Source organism: Agrobacterium sp. SUL3 (assembly GCF_001263295.1).
GTDB classification, from domain to species: Bacteria; Pseudomonadota; Alphaproteobacteria; order Rhizobiales; family Rhizobiaceae; genus Agrobacterium; species Agrobacterium tomkonis.
The window spans coordinates 140,027-164,059 of the sequence record NZ_KQ414507.1 but is presented as its reverse complement, the minus strand read 5'-3'; the positions used below and the strand labels follow the sequence as shown (position 1 = coordinate 164,059).

The 24,033-nt window shown below is 59.5% G+C and carries 23 protein-coding genes; 13 read left to right on the top strand and 10 right to left on the bottom strand.

The window, feature by feature from the left end; translation table 11 throughout:
- Window positions 1-195: 195 nt before the first annotated feature.
- Together AKG12_RS18560 and AKG12_RS18555 are read right to left on the bottom strand one after the other, a co-directional pair.
- Window positions 196-1,179, bottom strand: coding sequence for a sensor histidine kinase (locus tag AKG12_RS18560; protein WP_052819996.1), 984 nt, complete (start codon window positions 1,177-1,179; stop codon window positions 196-198).
- A 101-nt stretch (window positions 1,180-1,280) separates the two neighbouring features.
- The gene (locus AKG12_RS18555; RefSeq protein ID WP_046802105.1) at window positions 1,281-2,075 is read right to left on the bottom strand and encodes a response regulator; all 795 of its coding nucleotides are present in this window, start codon (window positions 2,073-2,075) and stop codon (window positions 1,281-1,283) included.
- A gap of 138 nt (window positions 2,076-2,213) precedes the next feature.
- Here AKG12_RS18555 and AKG12_RS18550 point away from each other — a divergent pair, with 138 nt between their 5' ends.
- Together AKG12_RS18550 and AKG12_RS18545 are read left to right on the top strand one after the other, a co-directional pair.
- Window positions 2,214-2,420, top strand: coding sequence for a NepR family anti-sigma factor (locus AKG12_RS18550; RefSeq protein WP_046802106.1), 207 nt, complete (start codon window positions 2,214-2,216; stop codon window positions 2,418-2,420).
- Window positions 2,420-2,986: an RNA polymerase sigma factor gene (locus tag AKG12_RS18545; protein WP_046802107.1), complete on the top strand. Its 567-nt coding sequence runs from the start codon at window positions 2,420-2,422 to the stop codon at window positions 2,984-2,986. Before AKG12_RS18550 ends, AKG12_RS18545 begins: the two co-directional genes overlap by 1 nt.
- Window positions 2,987-3,052: 66 nt before the next feature.
- Here the strand turns inward: AKG12_RS18545 and AKG12_RS18540 are convergent, their stop codons facing one another.
- Window positions 3,053-3,523, bottom strand: a complete 471-nt coding sequence (locus AKG12_RS18540) for an Lrp/AsnC ligand binding domain-containing protein (RefSeq protein WP_046802108.1) — start codon at window positions 3,521-3,523, stop codon at window positions 3,053-3,055.
- 175 nt (window positions 3,524-3,698) lie between these two features.
- Here AKG12_RS18540 and putA point away from each other — a divergent pair, with 175 nt between their 5' ends.
- Window positions 3,699-7,373: a trifunctional transcriptional regulator/proline dehydrogenase/L-glutamate gamma-semialdehyde dehydrogenase gene (gene putA / locus AKG12_RS18535; protein WP_052819995.1), complete on the top strand. Its 3,675-nt coding sequence runs from the start codon at window positions 3,699-3,701 to the stop codon at window positions 7,371-7,373.
- A 101-nt stretch (window positions 7,374-7,474) separates the two neighbouring features.
- Here putA and amaB read toward each other — a convergent pair whose 3' ends face one another.
- Window positions 7,475-9,004 carry an L-piperidine-6-carboxylate dehydrogenase gene (amaB, locus tag AKG12_RS18530; protein WP_052819994.1) on the bottom strand — a complete coding sequence of 510 codons (1,530 nt, stop codon included), beginning with the start codon at window positions 9,002-9,004 and terminating at the stop codon, window positions 7,475-7,477.
- A gap of 202 nt (window positions 9,005-9,206) precedes the next feature.
- Between amaB and AKG12_RS18525 the strand changes: the two genes are divergently transcribed.
- Complete coding sequence (locus tag AKG12_RS18525; protein WP_052819993.1) at window positions 9,207-10,109, top strand: LysR family transcriptional regulator; 903 nt, start codon at window positions 9,207-9,209, stop codon at window positions 10,107-10,109.
- A gap of 12 nt (window positions 10,110-10,121) precedes the next feature.
- Here the strand turns inward: AKG12_RS18525 and AKG12_RS18520 are convergent, their stop codons facing one another.
- Window positions 10,122-11,102: a glutathione S-transferase family protein gene (locus AKG12_RS18520; RefSeq protein ID WP_052819992.1), complete on the bottom strand. Its 981-nt coding sequence runs from the start codon at window positions 11,100-11,102 to the stop codon at window positions 10,122-10,124.
- A 105-nt stretch (window positions 11,103-11,207) separates the two neighbouring features.
- Window positions 11,208-12,095, bottom strand: a complete 888-nt coding sequence (locus AKG12_RS18515) for a DMT family transporter (RefSeq protein ID WP_052820007.1) — start codon at window positions 12,093-12,095, stop codon at window positions 11,208-11,210.
- A gap of 383 nt (window positions 12,096-12,478) precedes the next feature.
- On the opposite strand from AKG12_RS18515, the gene AKG12_RS18510 reads away from it, so the two are divergent.
- Together AKG12_RS18510 and AKG12_RS18505 are read left to right on the top strand one after the other, a co-directional pair.
- A complete protein-coding gene (locus tag AKG12_RS18510) occupies window positions 12,479-13,810 on the top strand; it encodes a UDP-glucose dehydrogenase family protein (protein ID WP_052819991.1) in 1,332 nt (443 codons plus the stop codon).
- An 86-nt stretch (window positions 13,811-13,896) separates the two neighbouring features.
- Complete coding sequence (locus AKG12_RS18505) at window positions 13,897-14,919, top strand: NAD-dependent epimerase (RefSeq protein ID WP_052819990.1); 1,023 nt, start codon at window positions 13,897-13,899, stop codon at window positions 14,917-14,919.
- Between the two features lies 1 nt (window position 14,920).
- Here the strand turns inward: AKG12_RS18505 and AKG12_RS18500 are convergent, their stop codons facing one another.
- Genes AKG12_RS18500 through AKG12_RS18490 form a run of 3 tightly spaced genes read right to left on the bottom strand, consistent with a single transcriptional unit; the run spans window position 14,921 to window position 18,682 of the window.
- Window positions 14,921-15,967: a glutathione synthase gene (locus AKG12_RS18500; RefSeq protein WP_052819989.1), complete on the bottom strand. Its 1,047-nt coding sequence runs from the start codon at window positions 15,965-15,967 to the stop codon at window positions 14,921-14,923.
- A gap of 10 nt (window positions 15,968-15,977) precedes the next feature.
- A complete protein-coding gene (locus AKG12_RS18495; protein WP_052819988.1) occupies window positions 15,978-17,855 on the bottom strand; it encodes a flavohemoglobin expression-modulating QEGLA motif protein in 1,878 nt (625 codons plus the stop codon).
- Window positions 17,852-18,682 (bottom strand): N-formylglutamate amidohydrolase, encoded by an 831-nt coding sequence (locus tag AKG12_RS18490; protein WP_052819987.1) that lies wholly within the window; start codon window positions 18,680-18,682, stop codon window positions 17,852-17,854. Before AKG12_RS18490 ends, AKG12_RS18495 begins: the two co-directional genes overlap by 4 nt.
- Window positions 18,683-18,972: 290 nt before the next feature.
- Between AKG12_RS18490 and AKG12_RS18485 the strand changes: the two genes are divergently transcribed.
- Genes AKG12_RS18485 through AKG12_RS18460 form a run of 6 tightly spaced genes read left to right on the top strand, consistent with a single transcriptional unit; the run spans window position 18,973 to window position 22,847 of the window.
- On the top strand, window positions 18,973-19,194 hold the full coding sequence (locus AKG12_RS18485) for a hypothetical protein (RefSeq protein WP_046802118.1): 222 nt from the start codon (window positions 18,973-18,975) through the stop codon (window positions 19,192-19,194).
- Window positions 19,195-19,212: 18 nt separating this feature from the next.
- A complete protein-coding gene (locus tag AKG12_RS18480) occupies window positions 19,213-19,773 on the top strand; it encodes a DJ-1/PfpI/YhbO family deglycase/protease (RefSeq protein WP_052819986.1) in 561 nt (186 codons plus the stop codon).
- Window positions 19,774-19,828: 55 nt separating this feature from the next.
- Window positions 19,829-20,269 carry a PPC domain-containing DNA-binding protein gene (locus AKG12_RS18475; protein ID WP_052819985.1) on the top strand — a complete coding sequence of 147 codons (441 nt, stop codon included), beginning with the start codon at window positions 19,829-19,831 and terminating at the stop codon, window positions 20,267-20,269.
- A 53-nt stretch (window positions 20,270-20,322) separates the two neighbouring features.
- Complete coding sequence (locus tag AKG12_RS18470) at window positions 20,323-21,183, top strand: TIGR02587 family membrane protein (protein ID WP_052819984.1); 861 nt, start codon at window positions 20,323-20,325, stop codon at window positions 21,181-21,183.
- A gap of 7 nt (window positions 21,184-21,190) precedes the next feature.
- Complete coding sequence (locus AKG12_RS18465) at window positions 21,191-21,601, top strand: TIGR02588 family protein (RefSeq protein ID WP_046802122.1); 411 nt, start codon at window positions 21,191-21,193, stop codon at window positions 21,599-21,601.
- Window positions 21,602-21,620: 19 nt separating this feature from the next.
- Window positions 21,621-22,847: an NAD(P)/FAD-dependent oxidoreductase gene (locus AKG12_RS18460; protein WP_052819983.1), complete on the top strand. Its 1,227-nt coding sequence runs from the start codon at window positions 21,621-21,623 to the stop codon at window positions 22,845-22,847.
- Between the two features lie 7 nt (window positions 22,848-22,854).
- Here the strand turns inward: AKG12_RS18460 and AKG12_RS18455 are convergent, their stop codons facing one another.
- A complete protein-coding gene (locus AKG12_RS18455; RefSeq protein WP_052819982.1) occupies window positions 22,855-23,340 on the bottom strand; it encodes an MgtC/SapB family protein in 486 nt (161 codons plus the stop codon).
- A gap of 172 nt (window positions 23,341-23,512) precedes the next feature.
- Between AKG12_RS18455 and AKG12_RS18450 the strand changes: the two genes are divergently transcribed.
- Window positions 23,513-24,013: a YciE/YciF ferroxidase family protein gene (locus AKG12_RS18450; RefSeq protein WP_052819981.1), complete on the top strand. Its 501-nt coding sequence runs from the start codon at window positions 23,513-23,515 to the stop codon at window positions 24,011-24,013.
- The last annotated feature ends 20 nt before the right edge of the window (window positions 24,014-24,033 follow it).

Genomic DNA, 24,033 nt, shown 5'->3' with positions numbered 1-24,033 from the left:
ACCGCAGCATGCATTTTTACTGCAGGCCAAGCAATTCCCCCGTCCCCGCCTGAAGCTTGGCTGACTATAAACGGGTTTCGCCCCTGAAAACCCGTCATAAAAATAGCACGGCTCTCCTATGAGCCGTGCTTTTTTGTTGCATTTTTGCAGAATGAAGACAGGCTTTCGGTCTTACCTGCGGCCCGGCAAATCCTCTCAGGAGTCCGTGCCGTCGCCCGAAGGGAACTTCAACCGGTAAACGATGCGCTCCGGTGTCAGCTGGTATTCGGCGCTTCCTCCAAGAGCAGAAGGAACCACCTTTTCCAGCACAACGCTGCCGAAACTGCCGCGCCTCGTCTCCGCCGGCTCCTTCGAGGGCATCATCGGTTCGTTCCATTCGACGATATAAAAATCACCTTCCTGGCGACATTGCAGGGATATAGGCGGGTGATAGGCAAGATTGCCGCTATGGCTAACGGTGTTGACGACCAATTCGTGGAAGGCCAGCCCGATATAAAGCGCACCGTTCGGGTTGAGCAGCAGGTTTTCCCCCTCCATGTGGATGAGGTTCGGATATTCCGGCACATAGAGATCGAACTGCTGGCGGAGAAGCTCGAATATGCGCGCCCCCCTCCAGTCCGAGTCGGTGATGAGATCCTGGCTCTGGGCCAGCGCGTGCAGCCGGCCGCGGAACTTGCGCAGAAAATCATCCTTGGTGAGGCTGAAACGGGCCGTCTGGCCCGCAAGACTCTGGATGATCGCCAGCAGGTTCTTGGAGCGATGGCTAACTTCGCGCAGCAACGAGCGCAGAAGCTGCTCGCGCCGCCGTTCCGCCGTCACCTCGCGGATGGTGGTCTTCATCACCATCTGGTTCGATTGATTGAAGGTCGAATGGACCTGAAACTGGAAGACCCGGTCCGTGCCGGCGCTGACTTCCAGCATGCCCCGACTACCAGCCGTGCTCATGTCCTTTTTGAGGTCCGCGAGCCGCACGGAGAGATCATTACCGAACAGATTTTCATCGGTTGGATGGGAATCGGCCGGCAGTTTCCAGACATCCGGCAAATTGGCCACGAATATGTAATCGCGCTTCCAGTCCTGCAGCATGACTGTCTCACCCGAATCAAGCAAGGCGAGAACGAGCAAATCATGCAGCTCGCTCTCGTCCCTCTCCGCGTTATGCCATGCCAGCCGATGCAAATTCGTCTCCTTGCAGAAAGCCGCGGGTCAACCCCACGACCGTAACCGCCAACGCCCGGGCACCACACTGGTTCCCGGTAAGTCCGCGGTTTCGGCAAAATTCACGCCGCGACGCGCGAGCTTTCGTTGAAAAACAGGGCCTGGCTGATAAGCGCTTTCACCATGTCCGGGTTGAAAGGTTTCGTCACAAGGAACGTCGGCTCAGGCCGCTCGCCCGTCAAAAGACGCTCGGGGAAAGCCGTGATGAAGATAACCGGGAGGGTGGTCATCTGCAGGATGTCCTTCATCGCGTCGAGACCGGAACTGCCGTCTGCAAGCTGAATATCGGCAAGGATCATTTTCGGCTGCGTGCGATGGAAAAGGTCGAGCGCCTCGGTATGCGTGCGGGCGATACCCGTGACGCGGTGACCGAGATCGGTGACCATCTGTTCGATATCCATGGCGATCAGAGGTTCGTCCTCGATGATCATGATATCGGTTGCGACCTGCCGGGCGATTTCCGAGGCGGCCTCGTCGATCAGCCTGCCGACCTGGTCTTCCGACACTTTCAGAACCTCTGCGGCTTCCGAAGGCGTGAATTCCTCGACCGTCGTCAAGAGGAAGGCCTGACGGGCTAGCGGCGGCACGGCAGAAAGGTTCGCAGAAGCGCGCTTTTCCCATCCCGACAGGTTTTCATCGGCCTTAATATTGATCGTGACGGAACTAAAGATCGATACGAACAATTGATAGAGCGAAACGCGATCGCTGGTTGTCTGCGGGAAGATGCTGATATCGGCGATCAGAGCTTCGAGTGTTGCCGCAACATAGGCATCGCCCGTGGATTGTGAGCCGCAAACGGCACGCGCGAACCTGCGCAGATATGGCAGGTGCGGTGCGATGCGTGTAGAAACTGACATGGAATTCTCCCCTTTCATGCGGTCTGCAACGCAAACCCACGATAGCAACGTGCGTATCGCAAAAAAAGTTCCCGATGGCCGGAACTATTTTTTTCACCACGCATTATTTGCCACGACACAAAAGGAATACCGGACGTTATGAGCATGTTTCAATCGGACCAAGATTCGCCGGACAATTCGGCCGCCCCTCAGGTTCCACATTCCGGGCGGGCGGTGATTTCCCGCAAGCTCAGGGAGCTTTATGATGCCGTTCAGGATGAAGGCATCCCTGACAAATTCCTCGATCTTCTCGAAAAACTCGATGAAGCCGAAAGCAAAGCCAAAACAAAGGCTTCGGAGGAATGATGGCGAAAGAGCCGGAGCAGACAGAATATAATTTCAAGCGGGAAATGCTGGCGGCGCTGCCGAACCTGCGCGCCTTCGCCATTTCTCTCATCCGCTCGAGGGACCGTGCTGACGACCTTGTGCAGGACACTATCATGAAAGCCTGGGCGAAACAGGATAGTTTCCAGCCGGGTACCAACATGCGCGCCTGGCTGGTGACGATCCTGCGCAACGAGTTCTACAGCCAGATACGCAAATCCGGCCGTGAAGTGCAGGATACGGATGGGGTTTACACCTCGCGCCTGTCGGTCCCGCCCGAACAGCATGGTTCGGTCGACCTTCAGGATTTCCGCTCCGCGCTTGCGAAATTGCCTGATGACCAGCGCGAAGCTATTTTGCTGATTGGCGCTTCAGGCTTTGCCTATGAGGAAGCCGCCGAGATTTGCGGCTGCCCGGTCGGCACGATCAAGAGCCGCGTCAGCCGCGCAAGGCTGCGCCTGCAGGAGTTGCTGGGCATCGAAAACGAAAACGAATTCGGTCCCGATGCACAGATGAGCGCGGTCACCGCCGCCGCTACGGCGCGCTGAGAGAGCTGAATTTTGAGGACAATGAACGGGCAGACCTGCGTCTGCCCGTTTTTGCGTGACCGTTTCTTAAATGCCGGTTTCCTTGACCGATTGCATCACCACGAATGTCGAGGTGTTGGAAACGGATGGCAAGCTCGATATTTTTTCACCGAGCACCCTTCGGTACTTCCGAATGTCGCTGGTGCGCACCTTCAGCAGATAATCGAAGGCGCCGGCAATCATGTGGCATTCCTCGACTTCCTTGATCTTGCGAACCGCCGTGTTGAATTCCTCCAGCGCCTTTTCCCGCGTATCGGAAAGTTTCACCTCGGCGAATGCGATGTGATCGACGCCGAGCTTCTGCGGGTTGAGCATGGCGCGGAAGCCGAGAATATAGCCCTCATCCACCAGCCGCTTCAGCCGCGTCTGGCAGGGCGTCTTGGAAAGACCGACCCTTTTCGAGAGCTGCAGCACGGACATGCGCCCGTCTTCGCTGAGCGCCTCGAGAATCTTGAGATCGAAGTGATCCAGATCGTCTGTTTTTTGACTATTTGCCATGTGCTTTAACGCCATATCTCAAAAATAAAAGTTCATATTGCCTGTTTTATACCGAAAATAGGGCCATAGCAATTTCTGCAGTGATGATATTGTCTGCGACAGGATGACAAGCGGCGGGCGGAGGACACGCTGCCGCCGACGATCTGTCTTCAACAGCGTTTTCAGGATTTTCAGAATGGCCGATGGTGCAAGCAACGCCGGTGTAGTGGCAAACGGTATCTTCCAGAATTTTGCGCCGTCGGTGCGCGAACAGAGCATGCTGCGCAAGGCGATCACCGCTGCCTATCGCCGCCCCGAAGAAGAATGCCTGGCGCCGTTGATCGCAGCGGCAACGGTGACGTCGGAGCAGACGAAAGCCATCCGCGCCACCGCCGGCAAGCTGATCGAGGCGCTGCGCGCCAAGACCAAGGGCACCGGCGTCGAAGGGTTGGTGCAGGAATATTCGCTCTCCAGCCATGAGGGCGTGGCGCTGATGTGCCTTGCCGAAGCGCTGCTGCGCATTCCCGACACCGCTACCCGCGACGCGCTGATCCGCGACAAGATCGCGCGCGGCGACTGGAAATCCCATATTGGCGGCGGGCGTTCGCTTTTCGTCAATGCCGCCACCTGGGGCCTCGTCATCACCGGCAAGCTGACCTCGACGGTAAACGATAGCGGCCTTTCGGCGGCGCTGACCAAGCTGATCGCCCGCGCCGGCGAACCCGTCATCCGCCGCGGCGTCGACATGGCCATGCGCATGATGGGCGAGCAATTCGTGACCGGCGAAACGATCGGCGAAGCCATCAAACGTTCAAAGCCGCTGGAGGAGCAGGGCTTCCAATATTCCTACGACATGCTGGGCGAAGCCGCGACCACCGCCAAGGATGCGGAGCGTTATTACAAGGACTACGAAAACGCCATCCACGCCATCGGCAAGGCCTCGGCGGGACGGGGCATCTATGGCGGTCCGGGCATTTCCATCAAGCTTTCGGCGCTGCATCCGCGTTACGCCCGCGCGCAGGCCGAGCGGGTGATGGCGGAGCTTCTTCCGCGCGTCAAATCGCTGATGCTGCTCAGCAAGACATACGACATCGGCCTCAATATCGACGCCGAGGAAGCCGACCGGCTGGAACTGTCGCTTGATCTTCTGGAGGAACTGGCGCTCGACAAGGACCTTGCCGGCTGGAACGGCCTCGGTTTCGTCGTGCAGGCCTATGGCCGCCGCTGCCCCTTCGTTCTGGATTATATCATCGATCTCGCCCGCCGTTCGGGCCGCCGCATCATGGTGCGTCTCGTCAAGGGCGCTTACTGGGATGCGGAAATCAAGCGTGCACAGGTGGACGGGCTGGAAGACTTCCCGGTCTTCACCCGCAAGGTGCACACGGATGTTTCCTACATCGCCTGCGCCCGCAAGCTGCTCGACGCGCGCGACCTGGTCTTTCCGCAATTTGCGACCCACAATGCGCAATCCATGGCGACGATCTACCACTTGGCCGGGCCTGAGTTTAAACTCGGCGACTATGAGTTCCAGTGCCTGCACGGCATGGGCGAACCGCTTTATAGCGAGGTCGTCGGCAAGAAGAAGCTCGACCGGCCCTGCCGTTTCTACGCTCCGGTCGGCACCCATGAGACGCTGCTGGCCTATCTCGTCCGCCGCCTGCTGGAAAACGGTGCGAACTCCTCTTTCGTCAACCGTATTGCCGCCCCCGCCGTACCGGTGGATTCCCTGCTGGAAGACCCGGTCACCGTGGTCAAGGCCTATGCCGTTCCCGGCGCGAGGCACGACCGCATCGCCGCCCCAGAAAGCTTGTTCGGCCCGGAACGGAAAAACTCCGCCGGCCTCGATCTTTCCAGCGAAACGACGCTCTCCGCACTGCACGGCACCTTGAAGGCGGGCGCTGCAACGGAATGGAAAGCTGCCGCGCCGCAGGCAGGTGGCAACACGCGCCCGGTTCTCAATCCCGGCGACCACAATGATATCGTCGGCCACGTGACCGAGCCAACCGAAGCCGATGTCGAAGCGGCCATGCAGCGGGCGGCGGCCTCAAGCTGGCCCTCCACCCCGGTGGAAGAACGCGCCGCCTGCCTGGAGCGCGCCGCCGACGCCATGCAGGCCGAAATGCCTGCCCTGCTCGGCCTCATCATGCGAGAGGCGGGAAAATCCATGCCCAACGCCATTGCCGAGGTGCGTGAGGCAATCGACTTCCTGCGCTATTATGCGGCAGAAGCCCGCAGGAACTTCAAGTCTGGCGAAAAGCCGCTTGGCCCGGTCGTCTGCATCAGCCCGTGGAACTTCCCGCTCGCCATCTTCATCGGTCAGGTGACGGCGGCACTGGTTGCCGGTAACCCGGTTCTGGCAAAGCCCGCCGAAGAAACGCCCTTGATCGCCGCCCAGGGCGTGCGCCTGCTGCATGAGGCCGGCGTTCCGCAGGATGCCGTGCAGCTTCTGCCAGGCGATGGCAGGACGGGCGCGGCACTTGTCGGCTCTGCCCTTACGGCGGGTGTGATGTTCACCGGTTCGACAGAGGTCGCCCGGCTCATTCAGGGCCAGCTGGCCGGCCGGGTTCTGACGAACGGCCAGCCGGTTCCGCTGATTGCCGAAACCGGCGGCCAGAACGCCATGATCGTCGATTCCTCGGCGCTCGCCGAACAGGTGGTCGCCGATGTCATCGCATCGGCCTTCGACAGCGCCGGCCAGCGCTGCTCGGCGCTGCGCATTCTCTGCCTGCAGGAGGACGTGGCGGACCGCACGCTCACCATGCTCAAAGGCGCGCTGCATGAATTGCGCATCGGCCGCACCGACCAGCTTTCCGTCGATGTCGGCCCCGTCATCACGGCCGAGGCGAAGGGCATCATCGAAAAGCACATTGACGGCATGCGCTCGCTCGGCCACCGGATCGAGCAGATTTCGCTTGCGGGTGAAACCGGCAAGGGCACCTTCGTGCCGCCGACCATCATCGAGATGAAAACGCTCGCCGATCTGAAGCGGGAGGTTTTCGGTCCGGTGCTGCATGTCATCCGCTTCAAGCGCGACAATCTCGACCGGCTGATCGACGAGATCAACGCCACCGGTTACGGCCTGACCTTCGGCCTGCATACACGCCTTGATGATACGATCCAGCATGTATTGTCGCGCGTCGCGGCCGGCAATCTTTATGTGAACCGCAACATCATCGGTGCTGTGGTCGGAGTGCAGCCCTTTGGCGGACGCGGCCTTTCCGGCACCGGCCCCAAGGCCGGCGGCCCGCTCTATCTCGGCCGCATGACGCAGGCCGCCCCGAAGATTGACCGGGTTGCAAGCCAGCAGGATCAGGCCGCCGTCGATCTTGCCCGCTGGCTGGATGAAAACGGCGAAACCGTTGCGGCCGAAGCCGCACGGCAGGCAGCGGCACTTTCCGGCCTCGGCTTCGAAACCGAGCTGGCAGGCCCCGTCGGTGAACGGAATGTCTATGCGCTGCATCCGCGCGGCAGGATTCTGCTGGTCCCGGCAACCGAACAGGGGCTTTACCGCCAGCTTGCGGCAGCGCTTGCCACCGGAAACACCGCCATCATCGACAATGCCTCCGGCCTCGAAAAATCGATCTATGGGCTGCCGGCAACAGTCACCTCGCGCATCGTCTGGGCGGATGACTGGGCAAAATCCGGTCCCTTCGCCGGCGCCTTGGTCGAGGGCGACGCGGAACGTATCGTGACGACCAACAAAAAGATCGCCACCCTGCCTGGCCCGCTGGTTCTCGTGCAGGCCGCGACCACGGAAGCGCTTTCCGGTGAAAGTCAGCCCTATAATCTCGATTGGCTGGTCGAAGAAGTCTCGGTCAGCGTCAATACGACCGCGGCCGGCGGCAATGCCAGCCTGATGAGCATCGGCTAAGCGGCATCATTGCCCAAAACAAATCGGCGCGGAAAAATCCGCGCCGATAAAAGCAATACCACAGATCATCATCGCTCCGGACGAGCGACAGGTCGCAGATGTCATTCGATGTCGAAGGACACGCCCTGCGCCAGCGGCAGCGACTTGGAATAATTGACCGTGTTGGTGGCGCGGCGCATATAGGCCTTCCACGCATCAGAGCCGGATTCGCGGCCGCCGCCGGTTTCCTTCTCACCACCGAAAGCGCCGCCGATTTCTGCGCCCGATGTGCCGATATTGACATTGGCGATGCCGCAATCCGAGCCTTCCGACGACAGGAAACGTTCCGATTCCTGAATGTCGCGGGTGAAGATCGACGATGAAAGACCGGCGGCGACGGCGTTATGCGCGTCTATCGCCTGATCGAGATCGCTGTATTTCATGACATAGAGGATCGGCGCGAAGGTCTCTTCCAGCACCGGGCCAACCTGTTCAGGCATTTCGACGAGCGCGGGCTTCACATAATAGGCACCCGCCGCGCCAATATCCACGCGGCCGCCGCCATTCACCACGCCGTCATGGGCTTTCGCCGCCTCGAGCGCCTTCTGCATGCCGTCAAAAGCCGCCTTGTCGACCAGCGGACCGACGAGCGCGGAGGTTTCCAGCGGATTGCCGACGGAGACGGAGGCATAAGCCTTTTTCAGGCGCGGCACGAGCTGGTCATAAACGCTGTCATGCACGAAGAGACGGCGAAGCGTGGTGCAGCGCTGGCCGGCCGTGCCCATAGCCCCGAAGGCAATGGCGCGCAACGCCATGTCAAGATCGGCGGAAGGGCAGACGATGCCGGCATTGTTGCCGCCGAGTTCCAGAATGGCGCGGGCAAAACGCTTTGCCAGACGCGGGCCGACATCACGGCCCATGCGGGTGGAGCCGGTGGCAGAGACCAGCGGTACCTTGGCATTATCCACCAATGCTTCACCCACGGCACGATCACCGATCAGCAGCTGCGAAAGACCGTCCGGCGCATCGCCAAAGCGAGCGGCGGCGCGTTCGAAGATGCCCTGAACGGCCAGCGCCGTCAGCGGCGTCTTTTCCGAAGGTTTCCAGACCACCGAATTGCCGCAGACGATGGCAAGCGCTGCATTCCACGACCAGACGGCGACGGGGAAATTGAAGGCCGAGATGACGCCGACGACACCGAGCGGATGCCAGGTTTCCATCATGCGGTGGCCGGGACGTTCGGTGGCGATGGTGAGGCCATAAAGCTGGCGGGAAAGACCGACGGCGAAATCGCAGATATCGATCATTTCCTGCACTTCGCCGAGACCTTCAGACGGGATCTTGCCCGCTTCCAGCGACACGAGACGGCCGAGATCAGTCTTGAAGGCGCGCAGCTCTTCGCCGAGCAACCGGACCAGCTCGCCACGACGGGGCGCCGGCACATTGCGCCATTGCTTGAAGGCGGCATCGGCCTTATCGACCACGGCTGCCACGCCCTCGACCGAAACGGTCTTCAGGTTTGCGACCTGTTCACCCGTCACCGGGCTGAAGGACGCCATGTTGCCGCCGGTATAAAGATCGCGGGCAACACCCATCCTGTCGAGCAGGGCGGCTGCTTCCTGTTTCACGTCAAGCTTCGTGGTCGCATCCATGTCCAATTGTCCTTTTTGGCTGAAAGGGGAGGAAAGGCCGTTTTTGATACGGCGCTTTCAACTCCCGTCGCTCTTCTTTCCCCGAATTTGTCAACGGTGCCGCCAAGCCGGCAAAACACCATTCCATTCTTTCCCGTAATCATATATGGGCATAACAACCCTTTTCCAATGAGGAAAGCGGGTAAGTTGATGCGAGAATGGAATGGATCCGCGCAGAAGACTGGTCCCTGACATCGTTACCCTGCAGGCGTTCGAATGCGCGGCACGGCATGGCAATTTTACGCGTGCGGCGGAAGAACTCAACCTCACGCAGAGCGCGGTGAGCCGGCAGATCGGCGAACTGGAAGCGCAGACCGGAATGCAGCTTTTCGAACGCATTCGCAGGCGGGTCGTGCTTTCGGAGGCGGGGCGCAAATTCCTGCCCGATGTGCGGCGCCTGTTGCAGCAATCCGAACAGCTGATGGTGCGTGCGGTCTCGGCCGGGACATCGCACGCCTCCCTGTCCGTCGCAACGTTACCGACCTTTGGCAGCCGCTGGCTGATGCCGCGCCTCTCCCGCTTCATCAAGGCCAATCCGGATATGGCGATCACGATCGGCTCGCGCTCGCATCCCTTCGATTTCGACGAGGAAGGGTTCGATCTCGCCATTCATTATGGCCAGCCGGTCTGGGCGCATGGAACCTGCACGTTCTTATGCAACGAGGTGATCGTGCCGGTCGCGAGCCCCGCCCTGCTCCGCCGTACCGGCGTGAACCGGGCGCAGGATTTGGCCGGACAGTCATTGCTGCATGTGACGACGCGGCCGAAACTGTGGACGGAATGGCTGGAGATGAACGGGGTGACGGCGGATAATGCCTATCATGGCAGCCGTTTCGACCAGTTCTCGATGATCATAGAAGCCGCCGCAAGCGGCATCGGCTTCGCCCTCCTGCCGAAATATCTCATCGAGGCGGAACTTGCCTCCGGTCGCCTCGAAATCGTCTTCGACATCCCCTTGCAGACCGACAAGAGCTATTACGTCGCCCTGCCGGAAGGACGGCAGGACAATGCGCTTGCCCGCGCTTTTCAGGTCTGGCTGCTCGATCAGGTCGGCAAGCCGGTCTAGTCCGTTATCCGGTCACTTCGAGGACGGGAGGGAAACCTCATCAAGGCCCGGAAGGTCGGGACCGACCGGCACGATGCGGGTCGGATTGAGCGCCTTGATGGAATAATAACCGCGCTTGATATGGTCGATATTGACCGTGTCGCGCACGCCGGGAACGTTCAGCACCCCCATCATATAGGCCTGCAGCGCAGGATAATCGGCGATGCGACGAAGATTGCATTTGAACAGGCTGTAATAGGCGGCATCGAAACGAACCAGCGTCACGAAAAGCCGGACATCCGTTTCAGTCAGCAGATCGCCGAACAGGAAAGGCCCACCCGTTACCAACCGCGTCTCAAGCTCATCGAGCGTCGCGAAGACGTCGGCGATGGCTTCCTCATAGGCAACTTGAGTCGTTGCAAAACCGGTTCTGTAAACGCCGTTATTGAGACGCGGATAGATATGCTCGTTGAGAGCGTCGATCCCATCGCGCAGCGCCTCCGGATAAAGGTCAATCGCATTATCGGCGAGATCACCGAAACCAGAATTCAGCATGCGCAGAATATCGGCGGATTCATTGTTGACGATGGTTTTTGTCTTCCTGTCCCAAAGTACTGGCACGGTGGCACGGCCGGTGTAATGCGGGTCGGCGCTGGTATAGGCCTCATGCACGTGAGTGAAACCGTTCAGCGTGTCCCGATCCGAACCCGGATAGTCGCCGAATTTCCAGCCCTCGTCGGAAAGCGCCGGCTCGACAACGGAAACGGAAATCACCTCTTCCAGCTTCTTCAGCTTTCGGCCGATCAGCGTGCGCGATGCCCAGGGGCAGATCAACGCGACATAGAGGTGGTAGCGACCGGCCTCGGCCGCAAAACCGCCCTCGCCCGTTGGCCCTACCGAACCATCAGGCGTTACCCAGTTGCGGAAACCGGAGGTCTGGCGAACGAAGCCGCCCTTCTTGTCGGTTGCCTGCACCGGATGCCATTCGGCGGTCCATTTTCCATCCACGAGCATTTGCGGCTCCCTGTTCATCTAAAGATGAAAACCTTATGGGCCGGGTCGCCACCGCGTCACAAGCCACGCTTCGGTTGACGCACTGTTTCCGATCGGCAGATGCGCTCAAAGACGATTGCGGAAAAACGGGTTCCAGCGCACGGTGCCGAGCCTTACCTTTTCGCGGATCATCGTGAGCAACCCCGATGCGGCGATGACAGCCAGACCCAGCACCGCGATGGCATCGGGGTATTCGTGAAAGAAGGTCATGCCGATCGCCACCGCCCAGAGGATCTGCGAATAATGCGAGGGCGCAATCTGGCTCGCCGGCGCAATGCGGGTCGCAACCAGAAGGGTGATCTGTCCCGTCGCCGTGCAAAGGCCGATGAAGGCGAAGGCCAGAAGCTGGTGCAGGTTGGGCATGACGAAATCGGGAATGGAAGCGATGCCATTAAAAGTCAGGCCGTAAATCAACAGCACACCCATGATCGAGGTGCGCTTTTCCTTGCCCGCAAGCGAGCGCAGCAGCACGATGGTCATGGCCGCCAGGAAGGCAACGCCGATGGCGGCGATATGCCCGAGTTCCAGCGTCTTGAAACCCGGCCGCACCACGAGAATAACTCCGACAATGCCGGCCAGAACAGCTGCCCAGCGCCAAGGGCCGATATTTTCCTTCAGCACCACGGCGGAAAGGACGGTTACGAAAAGCGGCGACAGAAAGATCAGTGCATAGGCTTCCGCCAGCGGAATGGTGGTGAAGGCATAGATGCCGAAAATGCCGGCGAAGAGACCGGAAATCGCGCGCCCATGCACGGCGAATGGTCGGCTCATGCGCCAGAATTCACGCCACCTTTCCTCACGCGGTTTGCTGAAGAAGATGAAGACGCCTGAGAAGAGGATGCTGAAAAAGCCAATTTCGAAAACGCTGATCTGTGATCCCAGCGACTTGATGGTGGCATCGCCCATGGAAAAGGTCGCATAAGCGAACAGACCGAGCAGAAAACCCTTTTGCATTTGAACGTCCCCGAACACCGACCGCAACGCAAAGCTTCTCCCGGCCGCGTGAAACGCGACCCGGACGCCCCTTTGAGGGACAGACAGTCTGGCAGATTTGATCCTCACCCCTATGGCTAGACCCGGCTACCTATGAGTGCAAGCCGGAAAAACCGCAAAATGACACGATTGAACACGACCGGTGCAAATGGCTGCAAGGTGCGGCAAATTTGTCCCGCCGCCGCCATCACATCACCGTCATGGAAAGAGGTTAGCCGATGTTGATCGTGGCGCTTGGCGACGGGCGTGAAGGCGGCTAAATATTATCGTGTGATTTTCACCTGCCGATTTCCCCGGCTGGTATTGCCGCGTTAACATGGCCTCGCTAACCGAAAGGAAAAAGAATGCGGATTGTGATGATCGGTTCGGGTTATGTCGGCCTCGTGTCCGGCGCGTGTTTTGCAGATTTCGGTCACGATGTGGTCTGCGTCGACAAGATGCCGGAGAAGATCGAGGCCCTGAAAAAAGGCCATATCCCGATCTTTGAACCGGGTCTGGAGACCATTGTCGCCAACAACGCCAAGGCAGGCCGGTTGAGCTTCACCACCGATCTAACCGCTGCCGTCGCCAATGCCGAGGTCGTCTTCATCGCGGTCGGCACGCCCTCGCGGCGCGGCGATGGGCATGCCGATCTTGGTTATGTCTATGCGGCGGCAAAAGAGATCGCCCATGCGCTGGACGGTTTCACCGTCATCGTCACCAAATCGACCGTTCCGGTCGGCACCGGCGATGAGGTGGAGCGCATCATTCGCGAGGAAAACCCTTCCGCCGATTTCGCCGTGGTCTCCAACCCGGAATTCCTGCGCGAAGGTGCCGCCATCGAGGATTTCAAGCGGCCGGACCGTATCGTCGTCGGCCTTTCGGACGAGCGCGCCCGTCCTGTCATGACGGAGGTTTACCGTCCGCTCTACCTCAACCAGTCGCCGCTGCTGTTTACCACGCGGCGCGCCTCGGAACTCATCAAATACGCCGCCAACGCTTTTCTGGCGATGAAGATCACCTTCATCAACGAAATGGCTGACCTGTGCGAAAAGGTCGGCGCCAATGTGCAGGACGTGTCGCGCGGCATTGGTCTCGATGGCCGCATCGGCCCCAAATTCCTGCATGCGGGCCCCGGTTATGGCGGCTCCTGTTTCCCGAAGGACACGCTGGCGCTCGCCAAGACCGCGCAGGATTATGACGCCCCGGTGCGGCTGATCGAAACCACCATCGCCATCAATGACAACCGCAAGCGTGCCATGGGCCGCAAGGTCATCAACGCCGTGGGCGGCGACGTGCGCGGCAAGAAAATTGCCGTGCTTGGCCTGACGTTCAAGCCGAATACCGACGACATGCGCGACAGCCCGGCAATCGCCATCATCCAGACCCTGCAGGACGGTGGAGCGAAAGTGGTCGGTTACGATCCTGAAGGCATGGCGAATGCCCGCCATCTGATGGAGGATATCGACTATGCGACAGGTCCCTACGAGGCGGCGGAAGATGCCGATGCCGTGGTGATTGTGACGGAATGGAACCAGTTCCGCGCGCTTGATCTGCCGCGCCTGAAGGCGATCATGAAAAACCCTGTTCTGGTGGACCTGCGCAATATTTACCGCACGGATGAGGTTGCCGCGCATGGCTTCATCTATGCTGCCGTCGGCCGCCCACATGAGGGCGGCTCCGACAGGGAACTCTAGCGGTTTATCGTCTGGAATTTCACTGAACCAATTTTCGCGTTTCGGTTTAACCGCAAACGCACCAACAGATTCGGGATATAGTCATCATGCGTTATCTGGTTACCGGCACGGCAGGCTTCATCGGCTTTTACGTGGCAAAGCGGCTGCTGGACGCCGGCCATTTCGTGACCGGCTTCGACGGCATGACGAAATATTACGATGTTAGCCTGAAAGAAAAACGCCACGCCATTCTTTCCCGCTCCAACGGCTTCCGGGCGCAAATCGGCATGCTGGAAGATACCGATGCGCTGAAGCGCGCGGCAGAGGCCGCAGAGCCGGAAATCATCATCCATCTCGCTGCACAGGCCGGCGTTCGCTACAGCCTTGAAAATCCGCGCGCCTATATCGATTCCAATCTCATCGGCTCTTTCAACATGCTGGAGCTTGCCAGGAGCCTGCAGGTTAAACACCTGATGCTGGCGTCTACCTCCTCCATCTATGGCGCCAACGAAAAAATCCCCTTTGCGGAGAGCGACAAGGCCGACGAGCCGATGACGCTTTATGCGGCCACCAAAAAATCGATGGAGCTGATGGCGCACAGCTATGCCCATCTACACAAGCTGCCCACCACCGCCTTCCGCTTCTTCACGGTCTACGGCCCGTGGGGACGGCCGGACATGGCGCCGATCAAATTCGTCGACGCCGTTTCCAACGGCCGGTCGATCGACATTTACGGCCAAGGCAATATGAGCCGCGACTTCACCTATATCGACGATCTGGTCGAAGGCATCGTCCGGTTGAGCACGGTCATCCCTTCCGAGGAAAACCGCGTCACGCAGGAAGGCGTCACCGATACGCTCTCGCACCACGCGCCCTTCCGCGTCGTCAATATTGGCGGCGGCCAGCCGGTGGAACTGATGCATTTCGTCGAAACGATCGAAAAGGCAGTCGGCAGGCCGGCGATCCGCAACATGCTGCCGATGCAGCAGGGCGACGTTCCGCGCACCTTTGCCTCACCCGATCTTCTGAGGGCGCTGACCGGTTATGTGCCACAGACCCCGGTCGAGGAGGGCATCAAGGCCCTCGTCGCCTGGTATCGGCAGATGCAATCAGCCGAGCTGCGGGAGTAGTTCAGAGCGTCGCGAGCAGCCGGTTGGAGAGAGCACCACCCGATGCGGCTTGCATGGAGACTTTGGTTTCCACCGCTTCGATGATCGTATCGCTGAAATCGACATTGGTGAGTTCAAGGATATTCGATAAGCCACCCGGTGAAAACACATTCACTTCCAATATCTTATCGCCAACGATATCAAGCCCCACGAGGAACATGCCGTCCTCCACAAGCTTCGGCCGCATCATTTCGGCAAGCGCCACGATGTCGTCCGTCACCTTCACCGCTTCTGCCGTGCCATGGGCGTGAATGTTGGAGCGCAGGTCACCTTTCGCCGGCACACGGCGGAGTGCGGCATATTTGCCGTCCCGCATCAACGGCCGGCCATTCATCATGAAGAAGCGGATATCGCCGTCCTTCGCAGCCGGCAGATAGGCCTGCGCGATCAGATAACCCTCAAGGCTGACTGCCTCGAAAATCTGGTTGAGATTGGTTTCCTTGCTGGAGCCGATCTTGAAGACATTCTTGCCGCCGGAGCCCTGCAGCGGCTTGACGATGACGCCCTTGGGATGCGCATCGGCAAAGGCGCGGATTTCCTCGACATTGCGCGAAATGATCGTGGTCGGGCGGACGATTTCGGGAAAGCTCTGGAAATAGAGCTTGTTCTGCGCCAGCGCCAGACCTTCGGGATCGTTCAGCACCACAACACCGCGCTGTTCGGCAAGCCGCCCGAACAGGATGCCGGCATGCACCGCCCATGGCCGCGTCGTCTGGTCGAGCGAGGGGTCGTTGCGCAGCATCAGCGCATCGATCTCTTCCACATCCATCGTCCGCCGCTCCAGCGCCTTATCCTGAAGTGCCGCGTGAAAACCTTCCGATTTCTTGAATTTCGTCTTCGGCAGCACGGTGGCGTGAATGGTCAGGCTGTCATCTGAACGCAGGGTAAAATCCCCAGGCGTCAGATAGACCACCTCGTGGCCACGATTGAGTGCGGCCATGGCCAGCAGGCCGGTTGCGTAGTTCGGCCCTTCGGTTTCAATGGAATTGACGAAAAATGCGATACGCATGAAGCCCCTCCTATAATGTTGCCAGTTCGGCAATGGATAATCCCGCCCGTATTTTTTCCAGCCGCTCATTGGCCTTGGCGGGCAGCAGAAATACAGGTCTGACACCCGGCGGACGCAAAAGGCCGCGCAGGGCCAGTTCCTGCATGACCGGGAAATGTTGAGCGGCGATCTTGCCCATCCAGAACGGATCAAGCGCCCCGCCCTTGCGCAGATGCTCCAGCACCTCGGCCAGCCCGCGCAGATAAATCGCGTCCTTCGACAGGCCGCCGCCACGGTAGATGCGCAGCACCATGTTGAAGGCGCCGGCCTCATCGAAACCGTGCTCACGGGTCATGATGCGAAAGGTCTCAACGAATGTCGCGCCATCAAGCATGGCGGCGCAGCCGACGACGCGGCCGGCAATCAGCCGCAGGCGCTCACGCGTCATGCCACCGGCCAGATGTTCCGCCAGCACCGCCAGCCCCTCCTGCACGCCTTCATAACCGGAAAGGCCGGTGCGGAAGAGCCTGAGTCCCTGAAAGGAGCCGTTGAAATAGGTGAGAAGATGCACGCCGATCTCATGCGACAGCAGCGCCTCGACACGGCGCTGCTCCATCACCGTGTGGCGGGAGATCAAAAGCTTCTCGCCCGTCACCATCAGGCCGGGCGGCAGGTCGTCGCGGATTTCGACGCGAGCCTTGAATTCCGGCTCTTCCGCCAGATAGGTCTCGACCATCTCGCGCGATTTCCGGGCGACCGCGTAACAATCCACCATGGCGATTTCGCCGCTCTCCTGCCTGCGCGGGCAATCCTCAAGCACACGAAGCGCCAACGTCAGGAGCGCCGGTTCGACCGCACCGTACAAGGCACGTGAAAAATCGGTGAAGGTGCGATGATGCAGGTTCGCAAGCATCGTCAGCTGCAGGTCGATCTCCTGCTGTTTCTCCCGGTAGAGATGATAGAGCACCGGATCTTCCAGATGATCGAAGACGACGGAATAGAGCTTGCGTTTCTGCTCCTCGACATCAACGCCGAGCGGCCGGTAAAGCAGGCGTGGCGCAAATTGAAAGCTGCCGTCGCGAAACTCCTCAAACGCCCGGCGGGCATTGATCGGCGTGACGGACAGAAGAAAATCGAAGGATGAAACGATCTCATCCACCGAGCGGTCGGCACGCCGGACGGCATCGACAAAGGCCTTGCGGCCAAGCGCCCGGTGGCTGGTGACCTTCAGCGCATCCATACCGGTGGAAAATGACGAGAAAGCCTGCAGACCCGCGTCAAAAAGATCGGCAATCATCGTTTCGCGCAGACCGGGATAATTGGCACCGGATTCCGGCTGTCGATAGATCGGCGCGAAACGCACGCTGATGCAGGGAAAATCCAGCCCGGCATTCTGAAACCTGAGGATCGGATCAGCATCCGGTTCCGGCCGGGTGATGCGCGGCGTGCGAAAACGCACCTCGGCATCACAGACCGCCTTGATGAAGACCCGGCGGGCTTTCTGCGTTTCCGGTTCTGAAGTCGCTGAAACGGAAACCTCATAATGCGGCAGAAAGGGGGAATCGTCGGCCAGCAGAATATCGTGTTCCAGTTCACAGATATCGAGGACGATGAAGGCGCCGAAACGTTGCCGCATGACGGTGCCCACGGCCTCGATCAGCGGTGCGGCCTCCTGAATGGTGGAAGCGATGAGATAGGATGCATGGGCGGCGGCGATATCGCGCGCAGCGAGGTCTTTCGTACCCCCCGTCAGATGCAGGCAGAGGAACGGCAGCGGCCGGTCGATGTGCAACCTGCCGTCTTTTCCGACATCCCGGCGGATAGCCTTGCCAGCCTCCAGGCAGGAGACGACATCATCCACCAGGTCGGCGATGGGGGAAGGCTCGCTGCGGGCGGAGGAAACGCTCATCGCCGCGACCCCAGGCATTTTTCAAGAACGGGTTGAAGGGCAGCGATTGTATCACGGATATCCGATATCACCCGTGTGTCCGGCCTTCCCGTCCATTCATCCATGAAGAATTTCTTGAACTCGATTGCGATCGCGCAGCCGTTTTCGGCAAATCGTTCATGGATGAAGCGGGTCTGCTCCCCTTTGCCCTGAAACGCCACATTCTCGCGAACATCAAGGCGTCGGCCACCAATGGTCGCTGACGCGAAATGATGACCGACGGCGCTGACCACATCGCTCCAGCGGCTGCGATCCATGGAAAATGTACCGATATTGATATCGGGCGCTTCCGCCTGCGCCGTTGCAGGCGCGGCAGCGCCCTGTCGGCGATGATTGTAGCTATGCACATCCAGCACCACAAAGGCGCCATGCCGCCGCTCCACCGCAGAAAGAGCCGCCTCCAGCATTGCATAATAATCGGCGTGGAAATCGAGCGATTGCCGCAGCGCTTCCTCTGCCGGTTCCTCTTTCCAGACCTCAAGCCCCCAGGATTGCTCGGGCTTCAGGTATATCGCCTGATCGGCAGCACGATTGAGATCGATTTCGAAGCGAGAGTGATGAACGACGAGACGATTGGTCAGCCCCGAGATCATCTCGCCGGTGAAGGGATCTTCCTCGCGCAGCCGTTGTTCGGCTGAAAGAGCCATGAGCCCCGCCATTTCCGGGCGAATGAAATGGCCGTCATGAATGGCCGTGCCGATGACGGGCGAATTGCCGAAGTCAATCGACCAGAAACCCTTGTTTTCGTTGTGACCGTACTGTTCGCCGTCGCTCTGTCTGGCTGCCATGCTGCCTCCCCTGCATCGGGTGTAAAACAGCGCGACTTGCCCGTTTGTTCCGGTAAAAATTGTGCGCGATACATTTGCCCCCGGCAAAGACGCCGCCCGAAAAACTGCGGAACCATACGGGAAAGCTCACGTTGTTCTGGCAGGAGGGCCGCCGTGTCAAACGGACGTGATGGTGCCGAAGAACATCGGGATTTTTCCGTTTTCTCCCGGTGGCCAACGAAACGGCAGTCGAGCTTCTTACCCATCCGGCGTCTCTCCGTCCCCAATTTCCGCGCACAAGGAGCTGCTACATGGAAAAGACCGAAACGCGCAAACTTGCGGAAGAGTACCTGCGGCTCGGCGGCACACGCCAGGTAATGATCGACGACAACAAGACCTTCGTGCGCCAATGGGAGCAGGAACCGGCAGACGCCGAGGCATTCTGGCAAACGCACATCGAAAATCTCGAGGCCGAACGCCGCAAGGACGTGGAATTTTTCCTCCCCTCCGTGAATTCGGACAAGGACGACTGAACACAGAAGGAGACAGACATGACTTCAATCAACGCTGCGAAAATCGTCATTCTCGCAACCGATGGCTATGAGCGCTCGGAACTCAGGGTGCCGTACGATGAGCTGAAGGCAAACGGTGCCGATGTAAAGATCGCCTCGATCAAAACAGGCGAAATCAAGAGCTGGGATAAAAAGAACTGGGGTGACAGCATCGCCGTCGACCTTTCCGCCAAAAACGTCAAATCAGATGATTTCGATGCGCTGGTTCTTCCGGGCGGCCAGATAAACCCGGATATTCTGCGCCATGATGAGGATGCGATGCGCGTGGTGCGCGATTTCGTCAAATCCGGCAAGGTGGTGGCCGCCATTTGCCATGCGCCCTGGCTTCTGGTGGAAGCGGATGCCCTGCGCGGTCGTGACGCCACCTCCTACTGGTCGATAAAGACAGACCTGAAAAATGCCGGCGCCAACTGGAAGGACGAAAAGGTGGTGACGGACAAGGGCATCATCACCTCCCGCAGTCCCGAAGACCTCGATGCCTTCGTTGCGAAAATCGTCGAAGAGGTCGAGGAAGGCCGCCACGAGCGCCGCGCCGCCTAAGGACCGTACAATCCGTGCCGCCGGTCTCCGGCGGCACTCTTATTGGGAGACATCAATGAAAAGCAGATTGCTGGCCAGCGGCGCGGAGCGCACCTTCATTCTCATCGTCGAGCCGGAGGAAGAAGCCTTCGAGGCCATTCGCCGTTTTGCGGGCGTGGAAAACATCAACGGTGCGTCAGTGACGGCGATCGGTGCCTTTGCAACGGCAACCCTCGCCTTTTTCGATCTTTCGACGCGGGCGTACCAGGAAATACCGGTCACCCGGCAGAGCGAGGTTCTGAGCCTGCTCGGCGATATTACCCTTGATGAAAACGATGACCCCAATCCGCATCTGCATGTGGTTCTGGGCTTTGCGGATGGATCCACCAAAGGCGGCCATTTTCTGAAGGGCGTGGTGCGACCAACCCTGGAAGTGGTCATCCGCGAAACACCCGCGGAATTGCGGCGCAGCTATCGCCGGGAATTCGGCATCGCCCTTATCGATCCCGCCAAATAAACCGGCGGAACCGGGAAAACACCATTGCGTTATTCCCCCATGTGAGGGGCGGCATGGCGGCAGCGATCAATCGAAAAGACACCGGTGACGATGAGGTCAGACAGTTTTTGACCGGTCTGGCACGCGGCACGGCGGGTGCCCTCCTGTTTGCCCTGCCCATGCTGATGACCATGGAAATGTGGTTCCTCGGTCTTTACATCAATCCGTGGCGGCTGCTGCTGCTCTGCATTCTCAACCTGCCGCTGCTGCTGCTTCTCGCCCGTCGCATCGGCTTTGAGAATATTCATTCCTGGGGCCAGGCAGTGCGCGACGCGATCACGGCCTATGGGCTGGGCATAGCCGTCAGCGCCGCTGTGCTGTTGCTGTTCGGTATCCTGAACGACCAGATCACCGTCTCCACCATCATCACCAAGATTGCGCTGCAATCCGTGCCAGCGAGCATCGGCGCGCTGCTCGGCCGCAGTCAGCTCGGCCAGCATTCCGATGCACAGGACGAGGAAGAAGGCGAATATTCCGGCAAGACCGGTTATCCGCACGAGCTGTTCATGATGATGGTCGGCGCGCTCTTTCTGAACCTCAATGTCGCGCCGACGGAAGAGATGATCCTGATCGCCTACAAGGTGACGCCCTATCATATTCTGGCGCTTTGCCTGCTGTCGGTCGCCATCATGCACGGCTTCGTCTATGCGCTCCATTTCAAGGGCTCTCACCAGCTGCACGAAGGGCAGCAATGGTGGCAATCCTTCATTCGCTTCACCCTGCCGGGCTATGTCATCGCCATCGCCATCAGCATCTACACGCTCTGGACCTTCGAGCGTCTCGACCATACCTCGCTGTCGCAGATCATGAGCGCCGCCGTCATTCTCGGCGTTCCGGCTTCGATCGGCGCGGCCTCCGCCCGATTGATCCTGTGAGGACAAGATGACGATATCGAAGGGCAACAAACATACCGAAAGTTCCGATCCCCATTGGATAGAATGGGTGACAGGCGCGATCTGCACGCTTCTCGTTGCGGCCATGCTCGGCTGGATCGCCCATGACATCTATCGTTACCAGCCGGAGGATGCCCGTTTCGAAATTGCCGTCACCAGCGTGGAGGAGCAGTCCGGTCAGTACCGCGTCAAGTTCGATATCCGCAATCTCTCGATGACCACGGCGGCACAGGTGCAGGTGCGCGGCGACCTGCAGCAAGACGGCACGATGCAGGAAAGCGCTGATGTGACATTCGATTATGTCGCTTCGGAATCAAAGGATGCCGGCACGCTTTTCTTCCGCAACGACCCCCGCCGCGGCACACTCAATCTCAACGTCTCCGGCTATACCGAGCCGTAAGACCTCTCAGGACTATTTCATGCCGACATCCAAACTGACGAAAGAACGCGATCTCAGGGATTCAAAGCCGCTCTGGGCCGATAGCCCACGCATCGGCATCCGCAGCGGAACGACGCCAAAAGCCGATCGTTACGACACGATCGTCGTCGGCGCCGGCATCAGCGGTGCGCTAGTGTCGCACGCGCTGCATCGCCCTGGACAATCCATGCTGGTTATCGACAAAAGCGAACCGGTGATGGGCAGCAGCGTGGCCAGCACCGCGATGATACAGCACGAGATAGACACACCGCTGACGGAACTGAGAAAGATGATCGGCAAAGATGCCGCCGATAGGGCATGGCAGCGCTCGGCCCGCGCCGTCTTGCGTCTCGAGGAAATCGTCACTTCGCTCGGCATCTCCTGTGGCATGGCGCGCAAGCAGGCGCTTTACCTTGCCGGAGATGAAATGGGTTCACGCGCGCTGAAGGCGGAAGCGGCTGCGCGCGAGGAGGCTGGCATCAAGGCCAAGTTCCTCAATGCTGCGGAACTGAAAGAACAATATGGCCTGGAAAGGACCGCCGCCATTCTCAGCGACATCTCGGCCTCCGCCAACCCCGCGCAGTTGACAGCGGGCCTGTTGCGCCACACGGCGGGTGCAGGCGCTGAAATCGTCTCGCAGCTTGAAATCACCGATCTTAGAAGTCTTGGCGACGAGGTGGCCCTCGCCACCGCTGAAGGCAAAATCCTGTCCGCCCGCAATGTCGTCTTCTGCACCGGATATCAATTCCTGAAAATGCTGGAAAGCCCGAAACACCAGATCATTTCCACCTGGGCCCTGGCGAGCAGGAAAGGACTTGAGCTGCCAGACTGGCTGGAGAACCACATCGTCTGGGAGGCTTCCGACCCCTATCTCTATCTGCGCACCGATCGGAACGGGCGCATGATTGCCGGCGGCGAGGATGAGGAAAGTCCCACCTCCTTCCAGTCGGAGCGCAAGCTGGCCACTAAAACGAAGATTATCCGCAGCAAGATCGAAAAACTGCTCGGTGTCGATATCGGCGAACCGGAATATCGCTGGGCGGCGGCGTTTGGCACCACCACCACCGGCCTGCCGCTAATAGGCGCGGTTCCCGGCATGAAGAATGTCTATGCCGTCATGGGCTTCGGCGGCAACGGCATCACCTTCAGCCAGATCGCCGCCGAGATCGTGGCTGCCGCCGTCAATGGCGGCACGGACCCCGACGCCGATCTTTTCCGTTTGGGCTGATGCCCGCTCATTCGTCCTTGATACCGGCGACCACCTGCATGCGGCGAAGCGTCCAGAGAACGATGATGCCGACGCCAGAGGCAAGCAGCGCGAGCGGCCACATGCCGAGGCCGGCAGAGAGGCCAATCGCTGCCGAAAGCCACATGCTCGCCCCCGTCGTCAGGCCTTTGACATCACCCTTGGTATAAACGACCAAGCCTGCCGCGAGAAAGGCAATGCCGGCCGTCACGGCTTCCACCAGCCGGATGGGATCGAGCCGCGCCGCCTCATGGCCTTCCGCCATGGTTTCCATCATGTGGATGGTGATGACACAGAAGGTGACGGCGGCAAGGCCGATCAGCATGTTGGTGCGCAGACCGGCGGTGTTCTTGTGAAATTCCCGCTCCAGGCCGATCAAGCCGCACAGAATGACGGCGCCGAACACGCGCACCAGCAGCACCTCGAAAGGCATGGAAACATTCATGGAAAATTCTTCTGCAAGGCTCTGGGGCACTGTTGCGTCTCCTCCCGAAATTTCAACACAGTAAGTTCGGGAAGGCGGGTTGGTTCCGCGTGGCAATATAAACGTTGCGCACAACGGAGCCGGAACCATAGCGGCAACGAAAGGTTTGTCTCCCGTGCGAATGGCGCACATCATGCATTTTCACATCATGGGAGAAGGAACAATGGCCGAGAAGAAACTCGACGACCTGTTTTACGACACGCTGAAGGATATCTATTACGCCGAAAGGCAAATCCTGAAAGCCCTGCCGAAGATGGCCCGGGCAGCGACCGACCCGAAGCTGAAACAGGCCTTTGAAAAGCACAAGGAAGAGACGCAGGGTCATGTGGAGCGCCTGCAGGAAGTATTCGAAATCATCGGCAAGCGGGCGCAGGGCAAGACCTGCGAAGCAATCCAGGGTATCATCGCCGAAGGCGAGGAGATCATTGATGATTTCAAGGGGACTGCGGCGCTCGATGCCGGTCTCGTTTCGTCGGCCCAGGCCGTCGAGCATTATGAAATCGCCCGTTACGGCACGCTGAAAGCCTGGGCGGAAAAGCTTGGCCACACCAAGGCGGTTTCGTTGCTGGATGCCACACTCAAGGAAGAAAACAAGACCGACGATGCGCTGACATCGCTCGCCAAAACCTCGATCAATGCTGCGGCACAGAAAAAGGCGGCGTGATCGCCTCTTCGACCGCACAA

Bases quoted from the DNA above. Each gene is read 5' to 3' on its own strand.
- AKG12_RS18555 (WP_046802105.1), bottom strand. From the start codon at position 2,075: ATGTCAGTTTCTACACGCATCGCACCGCACCTGCCATATCTGCGCAGG.
- AKG12_RS18550 (WP_046802106.1), top strand. From the start codon at position 2,214: ATGAGCATGTTTCAATCGGACCAAGATTCGCCGGACAATTCGGCCGCC.
- AKG12_RS18545 (WP_046802107.1), top strand. From the start codon at position 2,420: ATGGCGAAAGAGCCGGAGCAGACAGAATATAATTTCAAGCGGGAAATG.
- AKG12_RS18540 (WP_046802108.1), bottom strand. From the start codon at position 3,523: ATGGCAAATAGTCAAAAAACAGACGATCTGGATCACTTCGATCTCAAG.
- putA (WP_052819995.1), top strand. From the start codon at position 3,699: ATGGCCGATGGTGCAAGCAACGCCGGTGTAGTGGCAAACGGTATCTTC.
- amaB (WP_052819994.1), bottom strand. From the start codon at position 9,004: ATGGATGCGACCACGAAGCTTGACGTGAAACAGGAAGCAGCCGCCCTG.
- AKG12_RS18525 (WP_052819993.1), top strand. From the start codon at position 9,207: ATGGATCCGCGCAGAAGACTGGTCCCTGACATCGTTACCCTGCAGGCG.
- AKG12_RS18520 (WP_052819992.1), bottom strand. From the start codon at position 11,102: ATGCTCGTGGATGGAAAATGGACCGCCGAATGGCATCCGGTGCAGGCA.
- AKG12_RS18515 (WP_052820007.1), bottom strand. From the start codon at position 12,095: ATGCAAAAGGGTTTTCTGCTCGGTCTGTTCGCTTATGCGACCTTTTCC.
- AKG12_RS18510 (WP_052819991.1), top strand. From the start codon at position 12,479: ATGCGGATTGTGATGATCGGTTCGGGTTATGTCGGCCTCGTGTCCGGC.
- AKG12_RS18505 (WP_052819990.1), top strand. From the start codon at position 13,897: ATGCGTTATCTGGTTACCGGCACGGCAGGCTTCATCGGCTTTTACGTG.
- AKG12_RS18500 (WP_052819989.1), bottom strand. From the start codon at position 15,967: ATGCGTATCGCATTTTTCGTCAATTCCATTGAAACCGAAGGGCCGAAC.
- AKG12_RS18495 (WP_052819988.1), bottom strand. From the start codon at position 17,855: ATGAGCGTTTCCTCCGCCCGCAGCGAGCCTTCCCCCATCGCCGACCTG.
- AKG12_RS18490 (WP_052819987.1), bottom strand. From the start codon at position 18,682: ATGGCAGCCAGACAGAGCGACGGCGAACAGTACGGTCACAACGAAAAC.
- AKG12_RS18485 (WP_046802118.1), top strand. From the start codon at position 18,973: ATGGAAAAGACCGAAACGCGCAAACTTGCGGAAGAGTACCTGCGGCTC.
- AKG12_RS18480 (WP_052819986.1), top strand. From the start codon at position 19,213: ATGACTTCAATCAACGCTGCGAAAATCGTCATTCTCGCAACCGATGGC.
- AKG12_RS18475 (WP_052819985.1), top strand. From the start codon at position 19,829: ATGAAAAGCAGATTGCTGGCCAGCGGCGCGGAGCGCACCTTCATTCTC.
- AKG12_RS18470 (WP_052819984.1), top strand. From the start codon at position 20,323: ATGGCGGCAGCGATCAATCGAAAAGACACCGGTGACGATGAGGTCAGA.
- AKG12_RS18465 (WP_046802122.1), top strand. From the start codon at position 21,191: ATGACGATATCGAAGGGCAACAAACATACCGAAAGTTCCGATCCCCAT.
- AKG12_RS18460 (WP_052819983.1), top strand. From the start codon at position 21,621: ATGCCGACATCCAAACTGACGAAAGAACGCGATCTCAGGGATTCAAAG.
- AKG12_RS18450 (WP_052819981.1), top strand. From the start codon at position 23,513: ATGGCCGAGAAGAAACTCGACGACCTGTTTTACGACACGCTGAAGGAT.